The organism is Aneurinibacillus soli (assembly GCF_002355375.1).
GTDB classification, from domain to species: Bacteria; Bacillota; Bacilli; order Aneurinibacillales; family Aneurinibacillaceae; genus Aneurinibacillus; species Aneurinibacillus soli.
Genome location: NZ_AP017312.1, coordinates 2,835,226 through 2,857,697 on the forward strand (window position 1 = coordinate 2,835,226; position 22,472 = coordinate 2,857,697).

The 22,472-nt window shown below is 44.6% G+C and carries 20 protein-coding genes; 7 read left to right on the forward strand and 13 right to left on the reverse strand.

Annotated features, from left to right (window positions below; translation table 11 throughout):
- Nucleotides 1-19: 19 nt before the first annotated feature.
- The 3 genes from CB4_RS14295 to CB4_RS14310 all read right to left on the reverse strand — a co-directional run bounded on the left by CB4_RS14295 (nt 20) and on the right by CB4_RS14310 (nt 3,475).
- Nucleotides 20-2,239, reverse strand: a complete 2,220-nt coding sequence (locus tag CB4_RS14295; RefSeq protein ID WP_096466446.1) for a GGDEF domain-containing protein — start codon at nt 2,237-2,239, stop codon at nt 20-22.
- A 585-nt stretch (nt 2,240-2,824) separates the two neighbouring features.
- Complete coding sequence (locus tag CB4_RS14305; RefSeq protein WP_096467758.1) at nt 2,825-3,139, reverse strand: YnfA family protein; 315 nt, start codon at nt 3,137-3,139, stop codon at nt 2,825-2,827.
- An 84-nt stretch (nt 3,140-3,223) separates the two neighbouring features.
- On the reverse strand, nt 3,224-3,475 hold the full coding sequence (locus tag CB4_RS14310; protein ID WP_269459524.1) for an AbrB/MazE/SpoVT family DNA-binding domain-containing protein: 252 nt from the start codon (nt 3,473-3,475) through the stop codon (nt 3,224-3,226).
- 770 nt (nt 3,476-4,245) lie between these two features.
- Here CB4_RS14310 and CB4_RS14320 point away from each other — a divergent pair.
- Together CB4_RS14320 and CB4_RS14325 are read left to right on the forward strand one after the other, a co-directional pair.
- Nucleotides 4,246-4,953: a pirin family protein gene (locus tag CB4_RS14320; protein ID WP_231956019.1), complete on the forward strand. Its 708-nt coding sequence runs from the start codon at nt 4,246-4,248 to the stop codon at nt 4,951-4,953.
- Between the two features lie 169 nt (nt 4,954-5,122).
- Entirely contained in the window at nt 5,123-5,752 is a 630-nt protein-coding gene (locus tag CB4_RS14325) for a TetR/AcrR family transcriptional regulator (protein WP_231956020.1), read from the forward strand.
- Nucleotides 5,753-5,971: 219 nt separating this feature from the next.
- Here CB4_RS14325 and CB4_RS14330 read toward each other — a convergent pair whose 3' ends face one another.
- The 6 genes from CB4_RS14330 to CB4_RS14355 all read right to left on the reverse strand — a co-directional run bounded on the left by CB4_RS14330 (nt 5,972) and on the right by CB4_RS14355 (nt 13,288).
- On the reverse strand, nt 5,972-6,658 hold the full coding sequence (locus tag CB4_RS14330; RefSeq protein WP_157737989.1) for a CPBP family intramembrane glutamic endopeptidase: 687 nt from the start codon (nt 6,656-6,658) through the stop codon (nt 5,972-5,974).
- A gap of 333 nt (nt 6,659-6,991) precedes the next feature.
- Complete coding sequence (gene ytaF, locus CB4_RS14335; protein WP_096466451.1) at nt 6,992-7,681, reverse strand: sporulation membrane protein YtaF; 690 nt, start codon at nt 7,679-7,681, stop codon at nt 6,992-6,994.
- Between the two features lie 139 nt (nt 7,682-7,820).
- A complete protein-coding gene (locus tag CB4_RS14340; protein ID WP_096466452.1) occupies nt 7,821-8,204 on the reverse strand; it encodes a hypothetical protein in 384 nt (127 codons plus the stop codon).
- Between the two features lie 29 nt (nt 8,205-8,233).
- A complete protein-coding gene (locus CB4_RS14345) occupies nt 8,234-8,464 on the reverse strand; it encodes a hypothetical protein (protein ID WP_096466453.1) in 231 nt (76 codons plus the stop codon).
- A gap of 12 nt (nt 8,465-8,476) precedes the next feature.
- Nucleotides 8,477-8,719 carry a DUF5132 domain-containing protein gene (locus CB4_RS14350; RefSeq protein ID WP_096466454.1) on the reverse strand — a complete coding sequence of 81 codons (243 nt, stop codon included), beginning with the start codon at nt 8,717-8,719 and terminating at the stop codon, nt 8,477-8,479.
- A gap of 12 nt (nt 8,720-8,731) precedes the next feature.
- Nucleotides 8,732-13,288, reverse strand: a complete 4,557-nt coding sequence (locus tag CB4_RS14355) for a cation-translocating P-type ATPase (protein WP_096466455.1) — start codon at nt 13,286-13,288, stop codon at nt 8,732-8,734.
- A gap of 177 nt (nt 13,289-13,465) precedes the next feature.
- Here CB4_RS14355 and CB4_RS14360 point away from each other — a divergent pair, with 177 nt between their 5' ends.
- Both CB4_RS14360 and CB4_RS14365 read left to right on the forward strand, forming a co-directional pair.
- Entirely contained in the window at nt 13,466-13,837 is a 372-nt protein-coding gene (locus CB4_RS14360) for a hypothetical protein (protein ID WP_096466456.1), read from the forward strand.
- Nucleotides 13,838-13,909: 72 nt separating this feature from the next.
- Nucleotides 13,910-16,018 (forward strand): RNA degradosome polyphosphate kinase, encoded by a 2,109-nt coding sequence (locus tag CB4_RS14365; RefSeq protein ID WP_096466457.1) that lies wholly within the window; start codon nt 13,910-13,912, stop codon nt 16,016-16,018.
- Nucleotides 16,019-16,072: 54 nt separating this feature from the next.
- On the opposite strand, the gene CB4_RS14370 is transcribed toward CB4_RS14365, so the two are convergent.
- The 4 genes from CB4_RS14370 to CB4_RS14385 form a co-directional block, all read right to left on the reverse strand.
- Nucleotides 16,073-17,767: a methyl-accepting chemotaxis protein gene (locus CB4_RS14370; protein WP_146226585.1), complete on the reverse strand. Its 1,695-nt coding sequence runs from the start codon at nt 17,765-17,767 to the stop codon at nt 16,073-16,075.
- Nucleotides 17,768-17,944: 177 nt separating this feature from the next.
- Nucleotides 17,945-18,430, reverse strand: coding sequence for a GyrI-like domain-containing protein (locus CB4_RS14375; protein ID WP_096466459.1), 486 nt, complete (start codon nt 18,428-18,430; stop codon nt 17,945-17,947).
- Nucleotides 18,427-18,975 carry a DinB family protein gene (locus CB4_RS14380; RefSeq protein ID WP_096466460.1) on the reverse strand — a complete coding sequence of 183 codons (549 nt, stop codon included), beginning with the start codon at nt 18,973-18,975 and terminating at the stop codon, nt 18,427-18,429. Before CB4_RS14380 ends, CB4_RS14375 begins: the two co-directional genes overlap by 4 nt.
- Before the next feature lie 61 nt (nt 18,976-19,036).
- Nucleotides 19,037-19,981, reverse strand: a complete 945-nt coding sequence (locus CB4_RS14385; RefSeq protein WP_096466461.1) for a helix-turn-helix transcriptional regulator — start codon at nt 19,979-19,981, stop codon at nt 19,037-19,039.
- 201 nt (nt 19,982-20,182) lie between these two features.
- Between CB4_RS14385 and CB4_RS14390 the strand changes: the two genes are divergently transcribed.
- The 3 genes from CB4_RS14390 (at nt 20,183) to CB4_RS14400 (ending at nt 22,444) form a co-directional block, all read left to right on the forward strand.
- On the forward strand, nt 20,183-20,953 hold the full coding sequence (locus CB4_RS14390) for an amino acid ABC transporter substrate-binding protein (protein ID WP_096466462.1): 771 nt from the start codon (nt 20,183-20,185) through the stop codon (nt 20,951-20,953).
- Nucleotides 20,954-21,025: 72 nt separating this feature from the next.
- Nucleotides 21,026-21,685: an amino acid ABC transporter permease gene (locus CB4_RS14395; protein ID WP_096466463.1), complete on the forward strand. Its 660-nt coding sequence runs from the start codon at nt 21,026-21,028 to the stop codon at nt 21,683-21,685.
- Nucleotides 21,686-21,700: 15 nt separating this feature from the next.
- Entirely contained in the window at nt 21,701-22,444 is a 744-nt protein-coding gene (locus CB4_RS14400) for an amino acid ABC transporter ATP-binding protein (protein WP_096466464.1), read from the forward strand.
- Nucleotides 22,445-22,472 lie beyond the last annotated feature (28 nt).

The following is a 22,472-nucleotide window of genomic DNA, read 5'->3' on the forward strand; positions in this document are numbered from 1 at the left end:
ATTCCCTCCATATATTTTACTATTCAATCAAATTCCACTCAGAATCACCCACGAGTTTTTCCAACTCATTAGCAGGCACAGGTTTACTAAACAAATACCCCTGTATGTTTGTACAGCCGTAGTGAAACATATAGCGCAACTGTGCTTCTGTTTCTACCCCTTCTGCCAACACATGCAATCCAAGCGATTGTGCCAGATAGATAATCATACGAACAATCTTTTCGCTTCCCTCATGCTGACCAATTTGCCGAACAAATGACTGATCAATTTTCAGTGTGTCAATCGGATAATTTTGCAAGTAGCTAAGCGAGGAGTACCCCGTACCAAAATCGTCTATTGACATACGAATTCCGATCTTACTTAATTCCTCAAAAACTTTCATTACGTGATCGCTATGATTCATCGCGACATTCTCCGTAATTTCAAGTCCTAAATATTGCGGAGAAAGCCCTGTTTTTTGCAAAACTTTTTCGACAGTCGAAACAAACCCACTGCGAATAAAATGAGGCGATGAAATATTGACATGCACAGGGATCGGCTCCCGCCCCTGCTCCTGCCATCGTTTACTTTGCGAGCATGCCGTATACAGCACCTGTTCTTCTACAGCAAATATAACGCCTGTCTCTTCCAAGATCGGGATAAATACAGCAGGGGAAATCATCCCTTTTTTTGGGTGATTCCATCGAAGAAGCGCTTCTGCGCCTACAATCTTGCGCGAACTGGCATCAACTTGTGGCTGATAGTATACAAGAAACTCTTGATTCAGTACAGCTTTTCGAACGCTGTTAAACAACTCAAGATTTTCACTGTTCTCGCTGCTCATTGCAGACGAATAAAACGCAAACTGATTCAGGCCTTTACGTTTCGCCCGATACATGGCTACATCTGCAAACTGAATTAACATGTCCAGATTTTCAGAATCATATGGAGACATACTAATCCCTACGGATGAAGTCAAATAGCACTCTTCTTCATTGAGCTGAAACGGGCGCTGGAAGCAATCTAAGATTTTTACTACGACCTTTTCTACTTCCGCAATAAATTGAAACGGCAAACATACAATAAACTCATCCCCACCATAGCGAGCAATCTGGCAAGATGCATCCAAATTATGTGTAAGACGTCTGGCAACCTCTTGCAGAATCTCATCACCTTTTGCATGGCCATACGTATCATTAATGATTTTAAAACGATCCAGATCGATAAACAATACAGCTATTTTCTTTTTATGTACAAGAACTTCTTTGCCTAATTCCTCTAGTGCATAATTCCGATTCAATAATCCCGTAACCATATCTCGATACGCAAGCTCATTAATTCTTTTCGTGTATGCGTGAAATTCTAACGCAACGGCTGCAACTTTTGCCACCTCTTCTAACAGCTCGATTTCTTCCGGAAGTGGCTTTCGTGGTTTAGAGAAATAAACAGCAAATGTTCCCAGTATCTCCTTACTATTATGTGCACGTATCAGAAAAGACCAACAAGCCTCCAATCCGCTCTCCCGTGCAATATCCCAAAAGTCCCGCCACAATTCACTTTCGGAAATCCTGTCTACAATCACATCCTGATTGTAATAAACTGCTGTCCCACACGAGCCTACATTTGGACCAATTTCAATCCCATCAATGGCTTCATTATAGAAAGAAGGGAGACCTTGAGCTTCTCCTGTATATAACCTTCTCTCCTCGGATGAATATAAAAGAATGGAGACCTTGGCTTTCTCAAGAAGCACGGTTTCGAGAAGCTTACACAAATGGAGTAAAATTGAATGAATGTCTTCTCCTTCATATATTTTTTTTAGAGTCTGATTTAGAATCACAAGCTTCTGATGCGTTTGTTTTCGATGCGTGATATCATGTTGTACACCGACAAAATATATAAGTTTGTGTTCTTCACTAAAAATTGGGCTAATAAATATCTCATTCCAGAACGCCGTTCCGTCCTTTCGATAATTCAGAATCTCAACAGCAACGGGCTTTTCTGCCTCAATGGCTTCTCTAATTTTTTTTCTGTCATCTGGATTGGTCTCATCTCCCTGCAGAAATCTACAATTTTCCCCCAGCACCTCTTCTTTCGTGTAGCCTGTATTTGTCGTAAATACTTCATTTACATAAATAATAGGATTATCGTTTTGGTGCGGGTCTGTAATCAGAACGGATGAAGTAGTATGTTCGGAGAAATTTTTTATTACGTCCAGAAATCCCGCCGTCTTTATTCCTCTAAACAGGTTCATGGCCATGTATATACCTTCCTTCTTACTAAGACAAAGATAATAAGATACGTTCGCACTTATTGTTACTATTATTATAGATCATACATTAATTGGCGAAAAGAGAAAAAAATGTAGGAACCAGACGCACTTTCATACACTATCATAGTTAATTTTTACTGGTACATATATGCCCATTTATGCTTTCTACATGCATAATTAGGCCAATAACCATGCCCTGTACACAGGCGCATACATATAAATATCGGGAAAGGAGCTGATAGGCCATGACCCGCTGTCCATGTCCGCGTTGTTCACCGATTTACGACCCGCCTAGAAAAATTTATCGAGATTTTTATCACCCGCAAGAAGTTCCTGTGATCCATACGATCCAGATCATCAATCGACATCACTGTGTCCCGGTTTATAAACATTCGTATTGCTATGTAACAAAAGATGAGTTTGTTAATCGAGGCTGTTGTCACCACAAGAAGCAATATGCTAAAAAAACGCTGTAGCGTCAGGCATTCCGGACGTATCGTTCAACAGTAAAACAAAGAGCCACCTTTCCATTTTGGATAAGGTGACTCTTTGTTTTACTGTCATGCAGCACTGTTATGCTCGAGGTGCCCAGAGCATAACAGAAACACCGATCAAGCAAATGACTGAACCGATCCAATCATAAAGATCGGGTGGTTTTTTATCAATTCCCCATCCCCACAAAACCGCTAGTATAATAAATACTCCTCCGTATGCTGCATACACCCGCCCAAAGGATGGAAAAGTTTGTAACGTAGGGATAATCCCGTATAAAACAAGAATCAGACTCCCCATAACTCCGTACCAATAGGAAGCTCCTTCCCGTAACCATAACCATACAAGATAGCCACCTCCGATTTCTGCCAGACCGGCAAGAAGGAAAAGAACCATCGATTTGACCACGCTACTCACCTCGTACCTATATCTTATAGAAAAACATCCACCTGCACGTATCGTGCGCGGTGGATGTGTGTATTATGGTCTCAGTTGACTTACTTCTTCCCGGCAGCTCTCACACATTTTCTTTCCTTTGAACTCTGTTACACCCTCAATCGAGTCACAGAACATACAAGCTGGCTGATATTTATGGAGGACCACTTTCTCTCCTTCAACAAAAATCTCAAGTCCATCCTTGATATCGATCCCCAGTGTGCGTCGGAGTTCGATTGGTAGCACAATTCGTCCCAATTCATCTACTTTTCGTACAATACCTGTTGCTTTCATTATTTATCTCCTCACTCCTAATCCTTTAACACTACAATTATAGGTTATACATTTACTGGCGCAAGTGCAAAAAATGCACACTAACACATTTCCTACTTGTATAACCAGGCAAACGCCTATTTTGTGTATAGACAGGGGCATTTACCCATTTATTTCATACTGTATTATTATCTAAAATTTAACCCAGAATGCGAGGACAAAAAATTGGAAAACACACAATTACCCTACACGTATGACTCAAATCAAGCTTATACGCAGGCAAGTCAAACCGCTCCTATAGCTCATCATACTGACGAGAGCTCAACCAGACGTCCACCTTTCGTTCATCCCCACTTCGGCCATCCATTTTCCGGAGGGTCGTTCCACGGAGGTGCCGGGTCGCTGCTGCCATTTTTATTCCTAACACCGTTTCTTTTCAATAACACCAACAGTTCATATCCGTATCCCTATCCATACCCTGTGCCTTATCCTTATCCGTACCCATATGGATATCCATACCCATATCAAACATATTGAAAACGAACAAATCCATAGGCAATCAGAAGAAGCTGTCCTAAAAGCCAGAACATGGCGAACAGGACAGCTTTTCGTGATATCGACAATGTTTCGTGGTGAGGGAGCGGGAGAAGTGACGAGGCCCCGCTCGATCCCATCCTTCACCACACATTGGAGAAAACCGGCATCATACATTGTTATTTATTAAAGTTAATTCACAAAAGTAAGTGTATGCATTATCATCACTAGTATCACATATGAAACAAGGGGATGATACCATGAAGATTGCCGTTTATCCACCCGAGCAACAAGCAACAGGGGCATTTGATGGGGGAAAAATAACCGAACAAAAACCGATTGGATTTCCAGGTGAAGGTTCTGCTGTGAAGCGTATCGGCCCTCTATTTTATTGGTCATGGGCTAAATCAAGCAACGAAGGATATATCACACCGCATCCCCACCAAGCGTTTGAAATTATGACATATGTTATTCAAGGAAAGGCAGAGCATGGTGATTCACTAGGCACAAAAAGTGTCGTTGGAACCGGAGGAGTTCAAGTCATGCAGACCGGTTCTGGAGTTTATCACGAAGAACGATTTGTTGGTCCGGATATGGAAGGATTTCAAATCTGGCTTGAGCCATATTTGCGTGAGGCACTAAAAAGAAGTCCAACCTATCGGCAGTATGAACACGAAGATTTTCCGATGAAAACCGAGAATAACCTACGAGTAAAAACCATAATCGGTGATGACTCTCCGATCGAACTCGTGGCTGACGTGAAAATGTGGGATATTACTGTGAACCCAGGAGGAAGATATACACATACGATCCCGTCCGGCTATTCTGTAGCGATTCTAGCCATAAATGGAAACGGCACACCTGGCAGGATCAACAAGATGTCCGCAATAGCCGCTCCTTTCAAGAAAAAGATTTTGTCATTTTACATGCCGAGTCTGCGGTGGAAGCAGTCGTACAAACAGATATGAACCACGAATTACGTATGATCGTACTGGAAGTTCCAACTGAAACGAATTATCCCCTTTATCCGAACCGATAATAAGTTACTAAAACAGCCTCTCCCCGGACAGGAGCGGCTGTTTTTTATTTACTCGAACGTAAATTGACATTCATGAAAGTTAAAAAGGAGTGTGCACATTGTCCCCACGATCTACAGAACAAAACGAACAAATTCGGGCAGAAAGAATCGAACAAATTATGCAAGCTGCTCTGGAGGTGTATATCGAAAAAGGAATTAGAGGCACAGAAATGGGAGATATCGCAAAGAAGGCTGGCATTGCAAGAGGATTAGTGTACTACTACTACAAAAATAAGATGGATCTCTTTCGGGAGCTGTTCACTCGCTATATACAACTAGCGCAAACTTTCATTCAATCCAGTTTAACAGCCGAAGAGGAAGCCATTACGAAGCTTAAAAAGTACACACGATTTTATATGGAAATGGTGCAAAACAGGCCGGACCTTATGAGATTTTACCGCAACATGGAGAACGACATTACGCTTGTATTTGAAACGGATGCAGAAGCAGTGCATGACAGTTATACGTTAAATACTCACCAGCCCCTGATTCAGGCATTTAAACAGGCTATGAATGAAGGAACAATAAAGAAAAGTGATCCTAAAATCATCGTCAATGTATACTGGGGAGCCTTGACCGGCACACTTGACCTGTTTGTGAACGGTCAAATCAAGAAAGAAGACCTGGAACAAACCATTCATCATGTCATCGATCTCATATTTAACGACCTGCAGCACAATAACCCATAAGCGAGGTTTCTAGCATGATTTATTATGAGGTAGTTTGTTTTTATTGCAGGCAGACATTTAACGTATACGAGGGAACACCGGAATACAAATATGCGAAAGAAAACAGAGACGGAAAACATGTATGTGAGCCATGCAGCCACACGATACAGTTAGAAGCCAGATTGAATTTTTTCAAAAAAGCGTGAATCCATCGTGCAACAGGTTTCACGCTTTCACTTTTTAGGTCGAGAAGATAACATACGCATTCCAGCTCATATGAAGAAGAATTGGCGCGGCAAGGGAGTTTGTCCGCTGATAGAGAAGGCCGAATACAACTCCCGCAAGCACCGACGAGACCGGGTATCCAGGGTGCATAATGCCGAACAGTACGGACGACCCGAACAGACCGGCAACCGGATACAGACGGTTTGCCACAACCCGGTACAGAAAGCCACGAAACATCACTTCCTCTTTCACAGGCCCAACGATAATGAGTGCAATCAGCCAAAATACTTCCTGCCATCCTCCCGCCGTATGTCGCTGCATATTAACCGGATTCGCTGCTGTTGTTTCAAACTGCCAAAACTCAATCATCAAGAAGGAGATGATGTATAAGCAGCCAAACCCAAGCGTGATATAAAAATACGTAGATGGCTGCCTTAGTGCCGAAAATCGGATCGACTGTACAATCGAAACACGCACGTCCCGATACAGCACTACGATACTGAATACTACACAAGCATCGAGAAACTGCCCCACACTCCCGGTAAGCAGACTGTAGGCGAATGCTGTACTTGTAATTCCGCCCACAATCGCGGTCAGTACCGCTGTAATAATAGTAAACGCAATGTAGGTGAGAATGACTGACCAGAAGATATGCCAGCCCATTTTTGTCGATTCTGTGTGGATCGTGGATAGTTCCCTCAAGAAAGTAACGTCCTCTCTCATGCCTCGCCTCTGAACATGCTCTGTATAGCTCTATATTCTATCATTGCGTTACATGTGTCCACGATAATTTTAATAGTTAGGAATTTTGATGATCACATGTGATTTAGCAACTATATCAGCCCTTCTATTATTGAGTCTAATCATTTCGGTGTATTCTTGCATTTAATAAAGAGATTGTGAAAGGAGGAAACTATATGGGCTGTTCTTCATGTGGAAAAAAGAAAGGAAAAGGTAAGAAAAAGTAAAGCGTAACGCACGGAAATACGCCTCCCACTCACCTGGGAGGCGTACAAAAAGACATTCCTAACCATGCTACCATATCTTAATCAGTCCGTATAAAATCAACAGCATACCAGGAAGATAATTCGCTCGGTTAAGCCAGCAAATATCCCTATATCTCGCACCCAATCGTAAACCAGTCAGAAGTAATATTCCGTTAGTTAGTCCAATACAGAATGCTGTTAGCCATGGGGTATAGCCAATTAGTGCCGCGCCGATTCCAGCTCCGAATGCGTCTAAGGAAAGGGCAAGCCCTAAGAGGAATGCTTCTGTTCCCGTAATGGTTCCTGAATGGTTTATATCTGCTTTGGCAGGCTGGCGCAAGATCTCAATAATGAGACCAAATGGTTTAATATTCAATCTAAGAACGGATTTTTGCTCAAGATGTGAATCCGAGATTTGTATGACATAGCACGAATTGCGTGTACCCTCATCTTCCTCTTTTCCTGTTCCCATCTGTTGACGGTAAATTTGGTAAATGGACCATATTCCAATAAGCACAATCAATAATCCGCCAGCCGCCTGAGCAATGCCCGGTGAAATAAAAAAAGATAGCTCACGCCCGATTTGCATGGATAAGAACATGGCCGTTCCAGAGCAAAACACAATAATTAGTATGGAACGCAAAGGTACATAAATTCGCCTTATCCCATAGGTCATCCCGGCACTTAATCCGTCCAAACTTACTGTGCATGCAAATGCCAACAGCGAGATGATCCCCATTGCCCTCCCCCTTTAACGCTTGCTGCCTTTTCATTTACATTCAACATTCATTCATCGTATGGAAAGCACGTTACATTTATGAACAGGAAAAATGGCAGGATAAATAGCACTCCGAATAGGAAATCGGAGTGCTAAAAAATCACACCTCTGCTCTATCCTGTGAAAGCACAGACTGGTTCATCATATGAGTCGCTCCCTGTGGTAGCCGTGCCATTCCTTCCATCACCGGATTGTTGAAAACGAGATTGCCCGCCTGCATCCCAACGGTACGCCCTACTCGATCACCCAGAAGTCCGCCTACAACCGATCCGACTACCGTACCGACACCTGGAAAAATAGCGGTCCCAAGTATGGCCCCGTATTCGATCCCCGTCATAACACCTAAGGCGACTCCTACGTTCTTAGTCGTATTAGCCGCGTATTGCATGCCTGACATACCACCGCTTTGTAGTTGCCGTGTATCTTCCCACTGCGACAAACTACCGGAAATCACACCGGCCCATAATGATGTTCCACGAAACATTGTTATGCCTCCTTCGTATATACGTTCCGTTACCAACGCCATATTTTTGGAAAAGAAATCCACGACAGAAGATTCAACTTATGTTCTTTTCCCTTAGTCTTTACCATGCCGAAAAACTCGCCAAAAAATACTTCCCATTTCTTTCCGATTTGCTCTTTGCTAGTATGATTGTTCAACACTATCGCAATGCTTACATTTAGCGCTTCCCGCAAATGGGCGAATGCCTGTTGAAGATGATGATCTACTTTTTGCTCTTCCATGCCAGATTCCTCCTATTCGTAAATTTCTCTGTCTACACGTTTCCGGAGCCGCTCAAACTGTGCTTCTGCCACAATGTCTTCTGCTTCTTCTTTGGCTATACGGGCAGTGGTGCACAGTCCGGTCCACGTAGCAGCTGCCGCCCTGGCCCCAATATTTCCCGCAGCACTTACTGTTGTTTTTACAATAGGGAGCAAAACAGGAGCAGCTAGCAACATAGCCGAACCGATTACAACACGCTCAAGATTTATCCTCATGCTTTCACTTCCTTATGCTGCCTGTACAACAGGACGAGATAATATATGCGAGCTTGCTCCCAAACCGCTGAGCAGCGGTTTGGACACAAGACTCACCGAGCTTCCTACAAGCAGAACTTGCAGGAGGTGATGCAACTGAAGCGGAGCCGTGTGGAATATCCGAGCCAGTCCCGGCACGTAGATAACCGAGAAGAGAGCCAGCCAGGAGACTCCAAGCGCTCCGACAAAGAACTTATCGCGCGTCCACTCTGAGAAACGTTGTCCCTTCTCCTGTCTCCAGGAGAACGTCTGACTTAGCTGCCCAGCTACAAGCGTTGCAAACGCCATCGTCCGAGCAACCGGTAGCGACGCGCCAGCTGCCAGACTGGTTGCGAACAGTCCGAGCGAACCGAGACCGAGGATGGAGCCACGAATGATGACTTTCTTATACAGACTTCGATCGACAATGTCCTGCTTTTCTGTGGTCAACTCTTTATTGCCTGGATTAACGGCAAGCACCGCGGCCGGCAGTGCGTCCGTCAACAAATTCATCAGCAGAATTTGAATCGGCACGAGCGGAATTGGCATCCCTGCAAGCACGGCAGCGCTGCTGACGATGACTTCAGCCAGGTTACCAGTCAGAAGGCAGCCAATAGCCTTCCGAATATTCCCGATAATCGTTCGACCTTCTTTGACGCCGTCAACAATGGAACCGAAGTGATCTTCTTTCAGTACCATATCCGCCGACTGTTTGGTCACTTCGGTACCTGTCCTGCCCATAGCGATGCCCACGTCAGCTTTCTTGATTGCCGGGGCATCGTTCACCCCATCCCCTGTCATCGCCACAAGCTGTTCGGTATATTGGTACGCCTTTACGATCCGTAGCTTATGTTCAGGCGATACACGAGCGAAAATCGAGACATTCGGAACAACCGCCACCAATTCGGCCTCACTCATCCGGTCCACATCTCCCCCGGTCAGTACGCGATCACCATCTCGGTAAATGCCAAGCTGCTTCCCGATCGCCATTGCCGTGATCGGATGGTCACCGGTAATCATAACCGGTTTTACGCCGAGACGAATCGCTTCCTCAATCGCGATCGCCGCTTCCGGCTTCGCCGGGTCGATCATCCCTACCATCCCAACATAAATCATCTGCTCATCCGCCGCACTTTCACAAGCTTCTCCTTCATTTAGCGGACGGTAGGCAAACCCGAGCACACGCAATGCATCTGCGGCAAATGATTCATTTTGCTGAAGAATGCTTGCTCTGATTTCATCTGTTAGCGGATACGTAACGCCTTGATACTGATAAGAGACACAGCGTTTCAGCGTTGCTTCCACCGATCCTTTGGACATGAGGAAGCATTCATTCTCTTTGCCCTCTTCATGGCAAATGACACTCATCGTGCCATGATACGAATCAAACGGAATCTCCCGCTTGCGCTGCCAATGGGCAAGCTGTTCTTTATACACACCGCCTTTGGCCGAAAGCGTCAGTAGCGCCCCTTCGGTAGGATCGCCCTTCATCGTCCAGCTTCCATCTTCCTGTGTAAGGGTACTGTTGTTGCAGAGCACGCCAATGTGGAGAATCTGGGCAATATCTTTGTCAACAACAAGCGGTTCTCCTACACAATCTATAATCTCGCCCGACGGATCATACCCTTCCCCGCTAGCCTGCCATACTTCATGAACGGTTGCCATTCGAGTAACGGTCATCTCGTTTTTGGTCAATGTCCCGGTCTTGTCCGAACAAATGACTGACACGCGGCCAAGCGCTTCGAGTGCCGAGAGTTTGCGCATGATGGCATTGCGCTTCGACATACGACGCATGCCAGCGCTCAGGGCAATCGTAATCGTTACCGGCAGTCCTTCCGGAATTGCCGAAGCAATCAGGGCAACGGAAGTCGGTATCATCTGACCGATTGTATTGCCGCGGAGCAAGCCGACTCCTAGTACGAGAATCCCGGCTGCAAAAGCGCCTTTTACGAATTTTTTGCTGATGGAAGTCACTTTTTCCTGCAATGGGGTCACAGCTTCTTCGTCTTTCAAAAGCGAGGTGAGGTACCCGATTTCTGTGTTCATACCCGTTTCCACGACAATGCCCATTGCTTTGCCGCGTGTAATGTTTGTCCCCATATAAACCATGTTAGTTCGTTCTGCCAATGCCGTATCGATCGCCACTGTACCTGCTGACTTCTTCACCGCCATCGATTCACCGGTGAGTGCAGCTTCATTCACTTCCAGATTCCAGTGCGAAATAATCCGTATATCAGCCGGAACACAGTCACCTGCTTCGAGCACAACCACATCGCCTGGTACAAGATCAACAGAAGAAAGTTCACACTCGGTGCCCGAGCGGATTACCTTACACATCGGCGGTTGGAACTCATTGAGTTCATCCACCACTTTCTCCGCTTTTTGTTCTTGTAAGGTACTGATGATGGCGTTAGCTACCAGCACAGCCGACATTGCTACGCCGTCAAAAATATCCCCCGAAAAAATCGAGAGCGTGGCCGTACCGAGCAGCACAAGTGTGGTAAATTCTTTGAATTGGCGGGTAAACCGCATAATCCAGGACGACTTTTCGGCAGGAAGCAATTGATTGAGTCCGGCTTTGGCTCGAATGCCCGCAATTTTTTGCTCTTCCAGCCCGATATGCTGATCGGTATGCAGCCCAGAAAGGACATCCTCTTCCCCCATGGAATGCCACGAAGTGCCGCCCCGCTTTTCGATTTGCGGTTTGGCCCCTTCCTTGCCAGCCGTATGTGCGCTATTTTCCTGCTTACTATGCCGTGTAGCTCGCGTGATCCATAACAGCTTCAGTGCATCCGCAATCAGATTGACAAGCGGCGCAAATAGCCTTCCGGTTACCATAAGCCCTGTTCCAGCTACATTCCACAGCGCTGTCCATTTTCGATGTTGCCCGGTTACATGCTCTGCATGTTTTGCATAGGCATAGTTCTTTGATAGATGCTTTAGTTCTTTGATATGCAGATGACCGCATGCCACCTTCTCGAAGCTCGGGTTGTTCGTAATGATAAGATACGGTTTATTTTTCTCCCGTTCTGACGAGAAGCTCTCTTGCGCCATCCGGGTGAATGTCTGTTCCTCCGGGTTGGTTTTCCGTAAAATCCCGATCGAATCTTCCAGAAACTGAACCTGCACATGAGGATACTGTTCCACAAATTGTTTTACATACATCGCTGCTTTTTTCGGTGAGAATGGAGGGGTATATAGCAGTACGCCAAGACACTTCCCCTGCTTCGATAGGAAATAAGCCTGCCCCCCGTTTTTTTCACAACGTTTCGCTTCCAATTCGTATTCATGTGTAGTGATGTTATGTTTTTGCATCCAGCGTTTCGTGCCAAACAATACAGTCTGCCGATTCAGTTTTCCAGCGAGACCGTCCTCTGTTTCTTCCAGATGCTGAGGTGTATGCTTGGTTTTTCTGAACGTTTCTGCTTTTGTCTGAATTAGTTTTTTCAATGGATGTTCTGTTTTTTCCACCATGTTGGCGGCGAGCGGCCAGATGACGTCTTCGCTTTCCGAGCTACTCCAGTACAGAGCCTTCTCCTCCCCATTAAAGAGAAGACTTGTATCTTCTACAACCAACTCCTGAACTTCAGCCAGTTCACATAGTGTGATGTTCTCCGGAAGAGTCACACCATCTTCCTTCGCTTTTAATTCCTGCGCCTTCCACGCATGTTCTTCCGCTACCAAACACGGCTGCGGGTTTGCAGCAAGCAAGATGCCCAGCGTATACAGTGGATTGCGTGTAAGAAAGAAAGCCGCTCCTGCCAGCCCAAAACCTAGCTTGGTGGCTCGACTCGCATACGCTTTTGTCTGGCTTGAGACGTACTGGGCGGAGTCCGTTTCTTGACCAAGATGCTTTGTACGCTGCCATTGCAAAAATCGTATAGCGCTAATACCGGCGAGCACCAGCAGATTCTCACGCACAAGCGCCAATCCTAACGCGGCTGCGCCAAGAACCAAGTCCTCATTTACACGTCCCTCACGCGAAAAACGTCCAAATCCCTTTTTTAGAATGGGATACCCGCTTACAATCGACAAAATGCCTGCAGCTGAAAACAATCCCGCGCTGCGTGCGAGTTGCGACCGTCCCATGAGCAGTTGTTTTACGCCCAGCACACCCAGTCCGGCGACAGACGCCGTAAGGATGATCGGTGGCTTATCTTCCGGTTCTCGCTTATCCACCGGCATGGCCCGAAAATGCTCAGAAATCTGCTCTGGCGCATCTGCAGTCAGCACAGCAGCACTTGCTGTCTCAAGTACTGTCTGCTTATCTGGACCTTCTTCGAATTTCGAATGCCGGTCCACATACTGTTCTTCTTCTAGTTGCTGCAGTAGACGGCAAAGCGTATGTGCCGAAACCTTTGCCGCATCATATTGAAGTAACACCCTTCCTGTAAATGGACAGGCACTGACGTTCATATGTTCGATGTTTATATGAAAAAAGGTTTCAATCTTCCGCGCAAACGCGGCATCTCCTTTTAGTCCGTATACTTCGATACGCAGCCTGCCGGGCAGCGAACGAATAAATCTTTCTTTAAACGTAATGCATGCCAATGTTCTCTCTCCTCTCCCCTCTTCATTGATGTCCAAATTACAAATCATAACGTGTAGTATTGGTTGTGGTAAGTCATTCTATACGTAAAAATTTGTTAAAATCGGTTTTTACGACGTATAAAGATGAGCAAATCATGCCACAATAATTTCTATAGTTCATTAAGGAGGAGAAGCACTATGTTAAAAAAACTACTTCCCAAGTCTCCCTTAGGCATCGTCCTTACCGCCGCTGCCGTTATCTTATATGCATCACCCGAAGCAAGAAAAGCAGTTCGCAAGGCTGCCGTCAAAGGCTTGTCAGCACTCATGGCCCTAACGGAACAACTTAAAGAAAGTACTTCCTCGATACGCAACGAACTTTCCGAAACGATGCAGGAGAGCGAAAAAACGGAAGACACGAACCTCTCAAAACTCGATACACACACAACATTTACATACAACACAGAAATCGAACCGGAAGATTTCCTCAAGGGTCCAGGACCGTTAAACGTAATGAACGACGAATACTTGAAGAAGCACGCCACAGAGATTCCGACAAAACTACATTAAAGGTTGCAACACGAAAAGACCGGATAGCCTGTCCGGTCTTTTTCCATACATCAAACGACGAGGTACAAGATAATGAAAAAGACGAACCAAGAAACACCGGATATTAGCCTGCCTGCATACTACAACAACCGGGAACTTAGCTGGCTGGCATTTAACAAACGAGTGCTGGAGGAAGCACAGGACGACAGCAATCCGCTTCTGGAGAAACTCAAGTTTCTGGCGATTTTTAGTTCCAATCTGGATGAGTTCTTTATGGTACGGGTCGCCGGATTAAAGGACCAGATTAAAGTCGGATTTACTAAACCAGAGGACAAATCAGGCCTCACACCTAAGCAACAGGTTGATGAAATTACACAAAAAACAACCGACCTGGTGACCGCTCAATACGCCGTCTATCATAAAATTCTGCACGCATTGCATCATGAAGATATCGAGATTGCCCGCATACAAGAGATAAACGAGACGCAATACGCGTACCTTGAGCAGTTATTTGAGCATACGTTACTTCCGATTCTGACGCCGATGGCTGTGGATACGTACCATCCGCTCCCCAAATTGTTGAACAAGCGAATTAATCTCGCCATTTTTCTGAGCCGGAAAAACGATCGTAAGCAGGAACGACTGCTTGCGATTGTACAAGTACCCGCACTATTCAGTCGGTTTATCAAACTGCCAGCCGCTCAAGACAAGCACATCTTCATCCTGCTCGAAGATGTACTTTGCCATTTTATGTATAAATTATTTACTGGCTACGATATACTTTCGGTCTCCGAGTTCCGGATTACCCGCAACGCCGATTTAACCATCGATGAGGACGATACTCAAGATTTTCTCCGCGAAATCGAAAAAGAATTAAAAAAACGAGAACTTGGTGTAGCGGTCCGACTGGAAATCCGTGAAAACGAGGTAGACCACACCCTCCTTCCCTATTTGCTCAATGCATTAGGTATTGATAAAAAAGATGTGTATGCCGTTAACGGACCGCTGGACTTAACATTTCTATTCGCTTTTTACAATCGGCTTGCGGACACGAAAGAACACCTTATCTATGAAAGATTTACGCCGCAGCCGACTCGGGATTTTCTCGAAAGCCACAATGTCTTTGAGATTGTAGAAAAACAAGACGTGCTGCTTCACCATCCGTATGAATCTTTTCAACCTGTGATTGATTTTTTGTGCCAAGCGGCAGATGATCCGGGCGTGATGGCGATTAAACAAACACTCTACCGTGTCAGCGGCAATTCACCAATCATTAATGCATTAAAGCGTGCGGCTGAAAATGGCAAGCAGGTAACGGTTCTGCTTGAACTGAAAGCACGTTTTGACGAAGGAAACAACGTCCACTGGGCTAAAGAACTAGAGGAAGTTGGCTGTCATGTCATCTATGGAATGAATCAACTGAAGACCCATAGCAAAATTACGCTCGTCGTCCGACGTAAAGAAGGACACATTCAGTGCTTCGTTCACCTTGGTACGGGAAATTATAATGACGTTACAGCCAAAGTCTATACGGATATGGGCTTTTTCACTTCGCATCCGGAGTTCGGCAAGGACGCTATCGACTTCTTTAATTATTTAAGCGGCTACTGTGACAAGCCGATGTTTTACCATCTACGTACGTCTCCATTCGATATCCGGGACGAACTGATGCAACTTATTGATGAAGAAATCGAATACCAGCACAAAAACGGTACTGGACATATCATTGCCAAAATGAACTCCATTACAGACAAAAAACTTATGATGAAGCTATACGAAGCCTCAAGAGCCGGCGTGAAAATCGAGCTTATCGTACGAGGGATTTGCTGTCTTCGTCCTGGAATTAAAAATGTTAGCGAAACCATTACAGTACGCAGCATCGTCGGACGATTCCTTGAACATGAAAGAATTTTTTACTTCAATCATAACAATAAAGAGAAGGTCTTCATCTCTTCGGCAGACTGGATGACACGTAATATGGAGAACCGAGTAGAAATTATGGTTCCGATCTATGCAACCCATTTGAAAATCCGCATTAAAGAAATCTTGTCGGTTATGCTGAAGGATAACTTCAAAGCGCGCGAACAGGGGGCGGATGGTGAGTATCACTATGTATCTCCTAAGCAAGGCGAACCAAGGATAAACAGCCAGCAGACGTTCTGTATCCAGGCTTATGAAGCCAGAGGAAGCGAAGAAAGTTAAATAAAAAATGGCCGCCTTAGCTTTTGTAGCATCGGCGGCCTATACAAATTTCTTTTATATTTTGAATTTATATACCATACCATGCAGATTTTGGGCTATCTCTTCAAGCTGCTGTAACGAACTAGACACGTCTTGAATCATTTCCATCTGTTCCATTGACAGAGCCGCCACCTGCCTGGAATGGTCTGCTGCTTCCTTAGAAACTCGTGCTCCGTCCTCCACTGCTGCGGATACTTCTTCCGTGCTGGCGGAAATCTCTTCGGATGCTGCGGACACTTCCTGTATTTGCCCAGCTACTTGCTCAATCGAATGTAGAATATGTTCGAATGCTTCCCCCGATTGTTGAACGATTATCATGCCTTCCTCTACATCTTCTGTTCCCTTTTGCATCGTTTCTACTGCCTGTATGGTATTTGTTTTAATTTCTTGAATCAGATTGGAGATTTGCTCAGCTGACACCTTCGACTGCTCAGCCAGCTTTCGTACTTCATCCGCCACAACCGCAAATCCTTTTCCGTGCTCGCCCGCTCGTGCTGCTTCAATTGCTGCATTCAATGCGAGCAAGTTTGTCTGGTTTGCGATATCCGTAATGACCTCTACAATCTGACCAATTTGTGCTGAGCGCTCACCCAGCTTCTGGACGACAGAGGCAGAGTGGCTTACTGAATTATGAATCGAACCAATTTGTGTTACAACCTTTTGAATCGTATGATTACCGTCTCTTGCTCCTTTCGTTGTATGAATAGCCGCTTCGGATACAAGTGACGAAGATTCGGCAATTCGCTGAACACCGGCCGCGATTTCTTCCATGGCTCGTGCGGTTTCTTCCGCTCCTTGTAACTGTGAATCCGATCCGGCTGCCACTTCCTGTACCGTACCCGAAATATGTTGGGATGCCTGCTCCGTCTTCTGCGCCTGAGTAGCCAGTGTCCCACAAGCAGACGCAGCCTGCTCTGTCGTTACTACAACTTGCCGAATCAGACCTTGTAAGCCTGATAACATTGTATTAAACGAACGGACAATCTGCCCTACCTCATCCTTGCCTGTATACGAAAGGCGCACCGTTAAGTCTGCCTCACTGTTCGCCAACTCCTGCATTTTCGTTGCTACATCCGATAGTGGTTTTATCTTTCTATACAATAGTACAAGCATACTCATAATGACGATGACCATTAATCCAATCATGACATTTGTTACGAGTAAGAACCAGCCCACTCTTTCTTTCGCGCTTTGAGCTTCTTGCTCAGCCCGGCTGTTCATTTTTTTCTGAAACTCATTAATTGGATCCGTAATTAGCTTTTTGTTAGCATCGTACGTTTCATCGAACATGAGATGTCGGGCCGCTTCGAAATTTTTTGCTTCTACTGCTTTCATGGCCCTGTCTTCTGTGTCTATAAGGACATCGGAGTTCTGTTTTGCTTTTGCTAATAAGTCAAGCTCTTCTTGTGGAGCGTTCAGCTCTTTCAGGCGCGTTATAACACGATCTCGCGTTTTCGTTTCATTTACTTCCTTCCAGTAGTTGTCCAAATGCTTTTTATCCCCAAATTGCACATAGTAACGTGCTTCATTTGTCAAATAATCCGATGCAGTTGCCAAGTCGATTCCTAACTGCTTGAACTCAGCTTGTCGCTTTGTAGCAAGCTCCATTGTTTCTACACTAGCATCCAGATAATAAACGCTTCCTACTGTTAGCAATGAAAGGATTAGAAAGAGCGCTCCCTTAATTTTTAGTACTGATGATATTCTCACGAATTATCCCTCTCCCCCGACTTTTATACAACTACAAAAGAACTAGTACTACGGAATCAGGATACCATGTGCAGTTCGTGAGGAATATCACCTTTACTATTACTTTACAAAAAATATAAAGTGTAACGAACCCAGATCGCTCTCGTCTCTCTTCTCTATGTTTTGATCTAGTTTCACTTACATAACAGCAATATAAATATCGACCTCTGCCCAATTAGGGTTACAGCTTCTTGCATCGTACCATTCAAAATCTCCACTAAAGGCACGTTTTACGTTTGAACTTTCAAACCACTTCCAAATGTATGCCCACGCTTGAGGAACCACCTCTGAAATCGGCCCTTTCTCAGTCGTAAAAACCATGTACGTAGCTGCTGGAATCACTTTCACAACCATGCCATCTGGTAACTTTTCAAGATCGTTACTTTCTATTCCGATAACGATTGAATACAGACCTAAAGCCCCATTCTCATAATCGGTATACAAACCAAACGTTACATCCGGATTGATTTGAGCCGGAATTTTATTAGGAATTTGTTCTACAAAATATCGCTCCCATAATCGCGGTATTTTCCCTTCCCCGGTACTTTCATATTCATTCGTTGTACGAGCTTCGATCCCAATTATTTTTATTTCATCTTTTTTCACGATTTTTGGTGGATTCATTTCTCCTGTCTCCCTTCCATAAGCCATGTCTCGATCCGCTCTTTTTGGCGAAGGTGATGACGGTAATGCATTTCCACAAGCATGTACCATTCCTTCGCATGTAATGCACCTAACCGAGGGTGCCGGGCTGTATAAGCCAAGGGAATTGCATCAAGCGTAGGTTCTAGTTCACGCATTTGATCCAGTACCCGCTTCAAGCCAGTACCAATCTGTTCTTTACTCTCTGGCTGCAAAGGTGTGTACTCTTTAGAAGATGGAACTTGAATTCTTATCGGTGGAAAGCTGCCTTGGGCAAATATGGCCTCTCCGTTTTCAGTTTTCTCTTCTACTGTACTGACGTGTTGACCGATCTGGTTTCTACATGCTTCCACGTTCCGAAGCTGCATGTAGAGAGCCGAGTTGATCAGGTGCATGTACATCTGTCCAAGCGACCATTCACTCTCAGCTGGTTTACGAGTGAGTTGCTCCAAGCCGAAGTGATCCAGCTCCTGAAGATATGTAGTAGAGATTTCTTCAAATTGACGCAAAGATTCTTTTGTATTCATAATCCTTCTCCTCTCATGTTCTATAGCCCCACTATACAAAAACACTACTGACAACAGTATGTCAGTAGTGTTTTATCATTTTTGCTATTTCTTCCTGAACTCGCTTCCGCAACGATGCTGGCCCCAACACCTTCGCATCCGCTCCCCAACTCAGTACCCATGGCAGCACTTCCTCGAACTGACGAACTCTAAGCACAACAAGTAGACCTTCCGGAGTATCCTCTAATGCTTCCGTGTAAAAATAATTGTACTCTTTAACCTTATCCAAAAGATCTCGATTCATCAAAATATGTACCAGAATGTTACGATCATCAGGAGGCTCATACGTTTGTAAGTTAAAATCAGGTGGTCTTTTAAATGTCTCGTCCAGCAATGTCAGCTCACACATGCGACGTAAGCGAAAATGGCGCAACTCCTGTCGCAGATTGCAAAACGCAATAAGTGTCCATGTTCCACCTACATACACAAGGCCGTATGGCTCAACCGTACGAGAACTTTGGCGATTACCAGTAGGCTCCGGTATTTTTTTCATATAGTGGAAGTGTACTTTCCTCTCCTCTAGTACAGCTCGGCGTAGTAATCCAAGTGCTTCCTCGGCTTGCTCACTATCAGCAGTTGTTCCCGCGAGCAACTTCAAGCTAGCACGCATCCGTACCGTCTCTCTCTGTACAGAATCAGGTAGAATCGACTCGATCTTCCCCCTAGACGCGCGTGCCTTAACACGATAGTTCACATCAAACTGCTGCTCAACAAAGTCGATACCGAGCAGTAACGTTACGGCTTCCTCTGCTGTGAAGCTTACAGGAGGTAAAAAATAGCCATCAACCAGTGAATATCCTTGACCAGGAGCTCCTACGATGGGTACCCCAGCCTCACTAAGAGCCTGTACGTCTCGGTAGATCGTCCGTATGCTTGTCTCGAATATGGCAGCCAAGTCTTCCGCACGCCTTGTGCCGCTACGCTGTAGTTCTAATACAATAGCCAACATGCGATCTGTTTTATTCACAAGCTATCACATCTCCTATATCGTACTTATACATGCTTGTACTATTTGATAGAGCACAAGAAAATGAAAGATATTTAGAGCAATTCGACCCGAAAATCACGAAAATGAAACGTATAAAAAGATTTTATCCTATTATAAAGTTAGCATTTTACCGTAATAAAGGGTAAACTTAAAAGAAGTATTAATTCTAGGGGGATTCATATGAAAAGATTTATAGCCATACTTTTTGTATTCGGGATGATTCTATCTCTCATTGCCGGATGCTCTAGCACCAGCAATAATAAAAAAGAATTAGTCATCGGCGTTGATGACCAATTTGCCCCAATGGGATTTCGGGATGATAAAAACGAACTTGTTGGGTTCGACATTGATTACGCACGTGCAGCCGGTAAAAAGATGGGGTACAACGTTGTATTCCAGCCAATCGATTGGTCAGCAAAAGAATCCGAACTGGCTAGCGGTCGCATTAATTTGATCTGGAATGGATATACCATTACAGATGAAAGAAAGCAAAAAGTATTATTTACAAAACCATATCTGAAAAACTCGCAAGTTATCGTTACTCTGCAAAAATCACCGATTACGAAATTAGACGATCTTGCAGGTAAAAAAATCGGGCTGCAATCGATGTCTTCAGCAGCGGATGCTTTAAATGCAAATCCAATCAAAGCAAAAGTCGGTAATGTAACCGAGTACAAAGATAATGTGTCAGCATTAAGTGATTTAAAAATCGGTCGCGTCGATGCGATTGCTATGGACGAAGTAGTCGCCCGCTATTATATGTCGAAAGAAAAAGACACATTTAAGTTACTCAATGAATCATTAGCTCCAGAAGAGTACGGAATCGGCGTTAAGAAAGGCAATGAAAAATTGTTGAATGAGCTGCAAAAAGCTCTCGATGACATGAACAAAGACGGCTCAGCAGCCGAAATCTCTAAAAAATGGTTTGGCGAAGATAAAGTATTGAAATAACATATGAACATATGAGAAAGAAACCCGGATTTCTCCAACGATCCGGGTTTCTCAATTAGGAGTATCGATACGATGAGCATGAATGATATACTAACGACCACCCTTTCAATGCTAGAAGGCGCACAAATGACGATTTTGTTATTTCTAATCGCCATTGTTGTGTCCATTCCACTCGGATTTATTTTAACGATGATGGCAAATAGTAAGCTTAAACCGCTTGCCTGGTTTGCTCATGGCTATATTTATGTCATGCGTGGAACCCCATTATTATTACAGCTACTATTTATTTGCTTTGGTCTGCCTCTCATTCCGGTTATTGGCGACTACCTTATCATGGATCGGTTTGTCGCAGCTTGTGTCGGCTTTATCTTAAACTATGCTGCCTACTTTGCGGAAATCTTCCGTGGTGGTCTGTTAGCGATTGACAAAGGACAATATGAAGCTTCACAAGTGCTAGGATTAAGCAGATGGCAAACAACAACAAAAGTCATTTTACCGCAAATGTTCCGTGTCGCACTTCCCGCGGTCTCAAATGAGTCGATTACACTCATTAAGGATACGGCATTGTTATATGCCGTTGCCGTTCCTGAGTTGCTGCATTTTGCGCAAACGGCTGTAAATCGCGACTTTACGATTGTTCCATTTTTTATCGCAGGTATCATGTACTTACTGATGACTCTCGTATTGACGCTGCTGTTTAAACTGCTTGAAAAAAAGTTCAAATTTGAATAAAAGGATTGGCACCCAATGGATATGATTCAAGTTTCAAATCTAAAAAAATCGTTTGGACAAGTAGATGTACTGAAGAAGATTACATTTGCGGTCCAGAAAAGCGAAGTTGTGGCGGTTATCGGTCCCTCAGGCTCAGGAAAAAGTACAATGCTTCGCAGCCTGGTCGATCTGGAGCATGTCGATGGCGGCAGCGTTTGTGTACAAGGAGATTATCTCGTTAAAGACGGAACATATGCGAACAGCAAGGATATAAAGAAAGTCACATCGAAAATGGGAATGGTGTTTCAACATTTTAACCTCTTCCCTCACTTAACCGTAAAAGAAAACTTAGAGCTGGCTCCTAAGTATGTAAAGAAGGAAGCGGCAGCGGAGATAAGCAGACGAAGCAGCGAGCTTTTAGAAAAAGTCGGCTTGTCTGCAAAAGCAGATGCATACCCTGCCAATCTCTCGGGTGGACAAAAGCAGCGCGTTGCCATTGCTCGTGCCCTAATGATGAGGCCGGATATCATTCTTTTTGATGAACCGACTTCCGCACTTGATCCGGAACTGACAGGTGAGGTATTGCAAGTTATGAAGCAGCTGGCGGAAGAACATATGACCATGATTGTCGTCACACATGAGATGGGGTTTGCCCGGGAAGTGGCGAACAAAGTTATGTTTATGGACAACGGTGAGATTCTAGAATCCGGCACACCTGAACAACTCTTTACTAATCCACAATTCGAAAGAACGAAAGCATTTTTAAACAGGGTTTTGTAAATGCAAACCAAAAAAGAACCGGAAAGCC

What these genes read in the sequence shown, in the direction of transcription:
- ytaF (WP_096466451.1), bottom strand. Translation starts at nt 7,681, where the DNA reads ATGGGGATCATCTCGCTGTTGGCATTTGCATGCACAGTAAGTTTGGAC.
- CB4_RS14350 (WP_096466454.1), bottom strand. Translation starts at nt 8,719, where the DNA reads ATGAGGATAAATCTTGAGCGTGTTGTAATCGGTTCGGCTATGTTGCTA.
- CB4_RS14320 (WP_231956019.1), top strand. Translation starts at nt 4,246, where the DNA reads ATGAAGATTGCCGTTTATCCACCCGAGCAACAAGCAACAGGGGCATTT.
- CB4_RS14345 (WP_096466453.1), bottom strand. Translation starts at nt 8,464, where the DNA reads ATGGAAGAGCAAAAAGTAGATCATCATCTTCAACAGGCATTCGCCCAT.
- CB4_RS14360 (WP_096466456.1), top strand. Translation starts at nt 13,466, where the DNA reads ATGTTAAAAAAACTACTTCCCAAGTCTCCCTTAGGCATCGTCCTTACC.
- CB4_RS14295 (WP_096466446.1), bottom strand. Translation starts at nt 2,239, where the DNA reads ATGGCCATGAACCTGTTTAGAGGAATAAAGACGGCGGGATTTCTGGAC.
- CB4_RS14365 (WP_096466457.1), top strand. Translation starts at nt 13,910, where the DNA reads ATGAAAAAGACGAACCAAGAAACACCGGATATTAGCCTGCCTGCATAC.
- CB4_RS14390 (WP_096466462.1), top strand. Translation starts at nt 20,183, where the DNA reads ATGAAAAGATTTATAGCCATACTTTTTGTATTCGGGATGATTCTATCT.
- CB4_RS14305 (WP_096467758.1), bottom strand. Translation starts at nt 3,139, where the DNA reads ATGGTTCTTTTCCTTCTTGCCGGTCTGGCAGAAATCGGAGGTGGCTAT.
- CB4_RS14340 (WP_096466452.1), bottom strand. Translation starts at nt 8,204, where the DNA reads ATGTTTCGTGGAACATCATTATGGGCCGGTGTGATTTCCGGTAGTTTG.
- CB4_RS14400 (WP_096466464.1), top strand. Translation starts at nt 21,701, where the DNA reads ATGGATATGATTCAAGTTTCAAATCTAAAAAAATCGTTTGGACAAGTA.
- CB4_RS14395 (WP_096466463.1), top strand. Translation starts at nt 21,026, where the DNA reads ATGAGCATGAATGATATACTAACGACCACCCTTTCAATGCTAGAAGGC.
- CB4_RS14375 (WP_096466459.1), bottom strand. Translation starts at nt 18,430, where the DNA reads ATGAATCCACCAAAAATCGTGAAAAAAGATGAAATAAAAATAATTGGG.
- CB4_RS14380 (WP_096466460.1), bottom strand. Translation starts at nt 18,975, where the DNA reads ATGAATACAAAAGAATCTTTGCGTCAATTTGAAGAAATCTCTACTACA.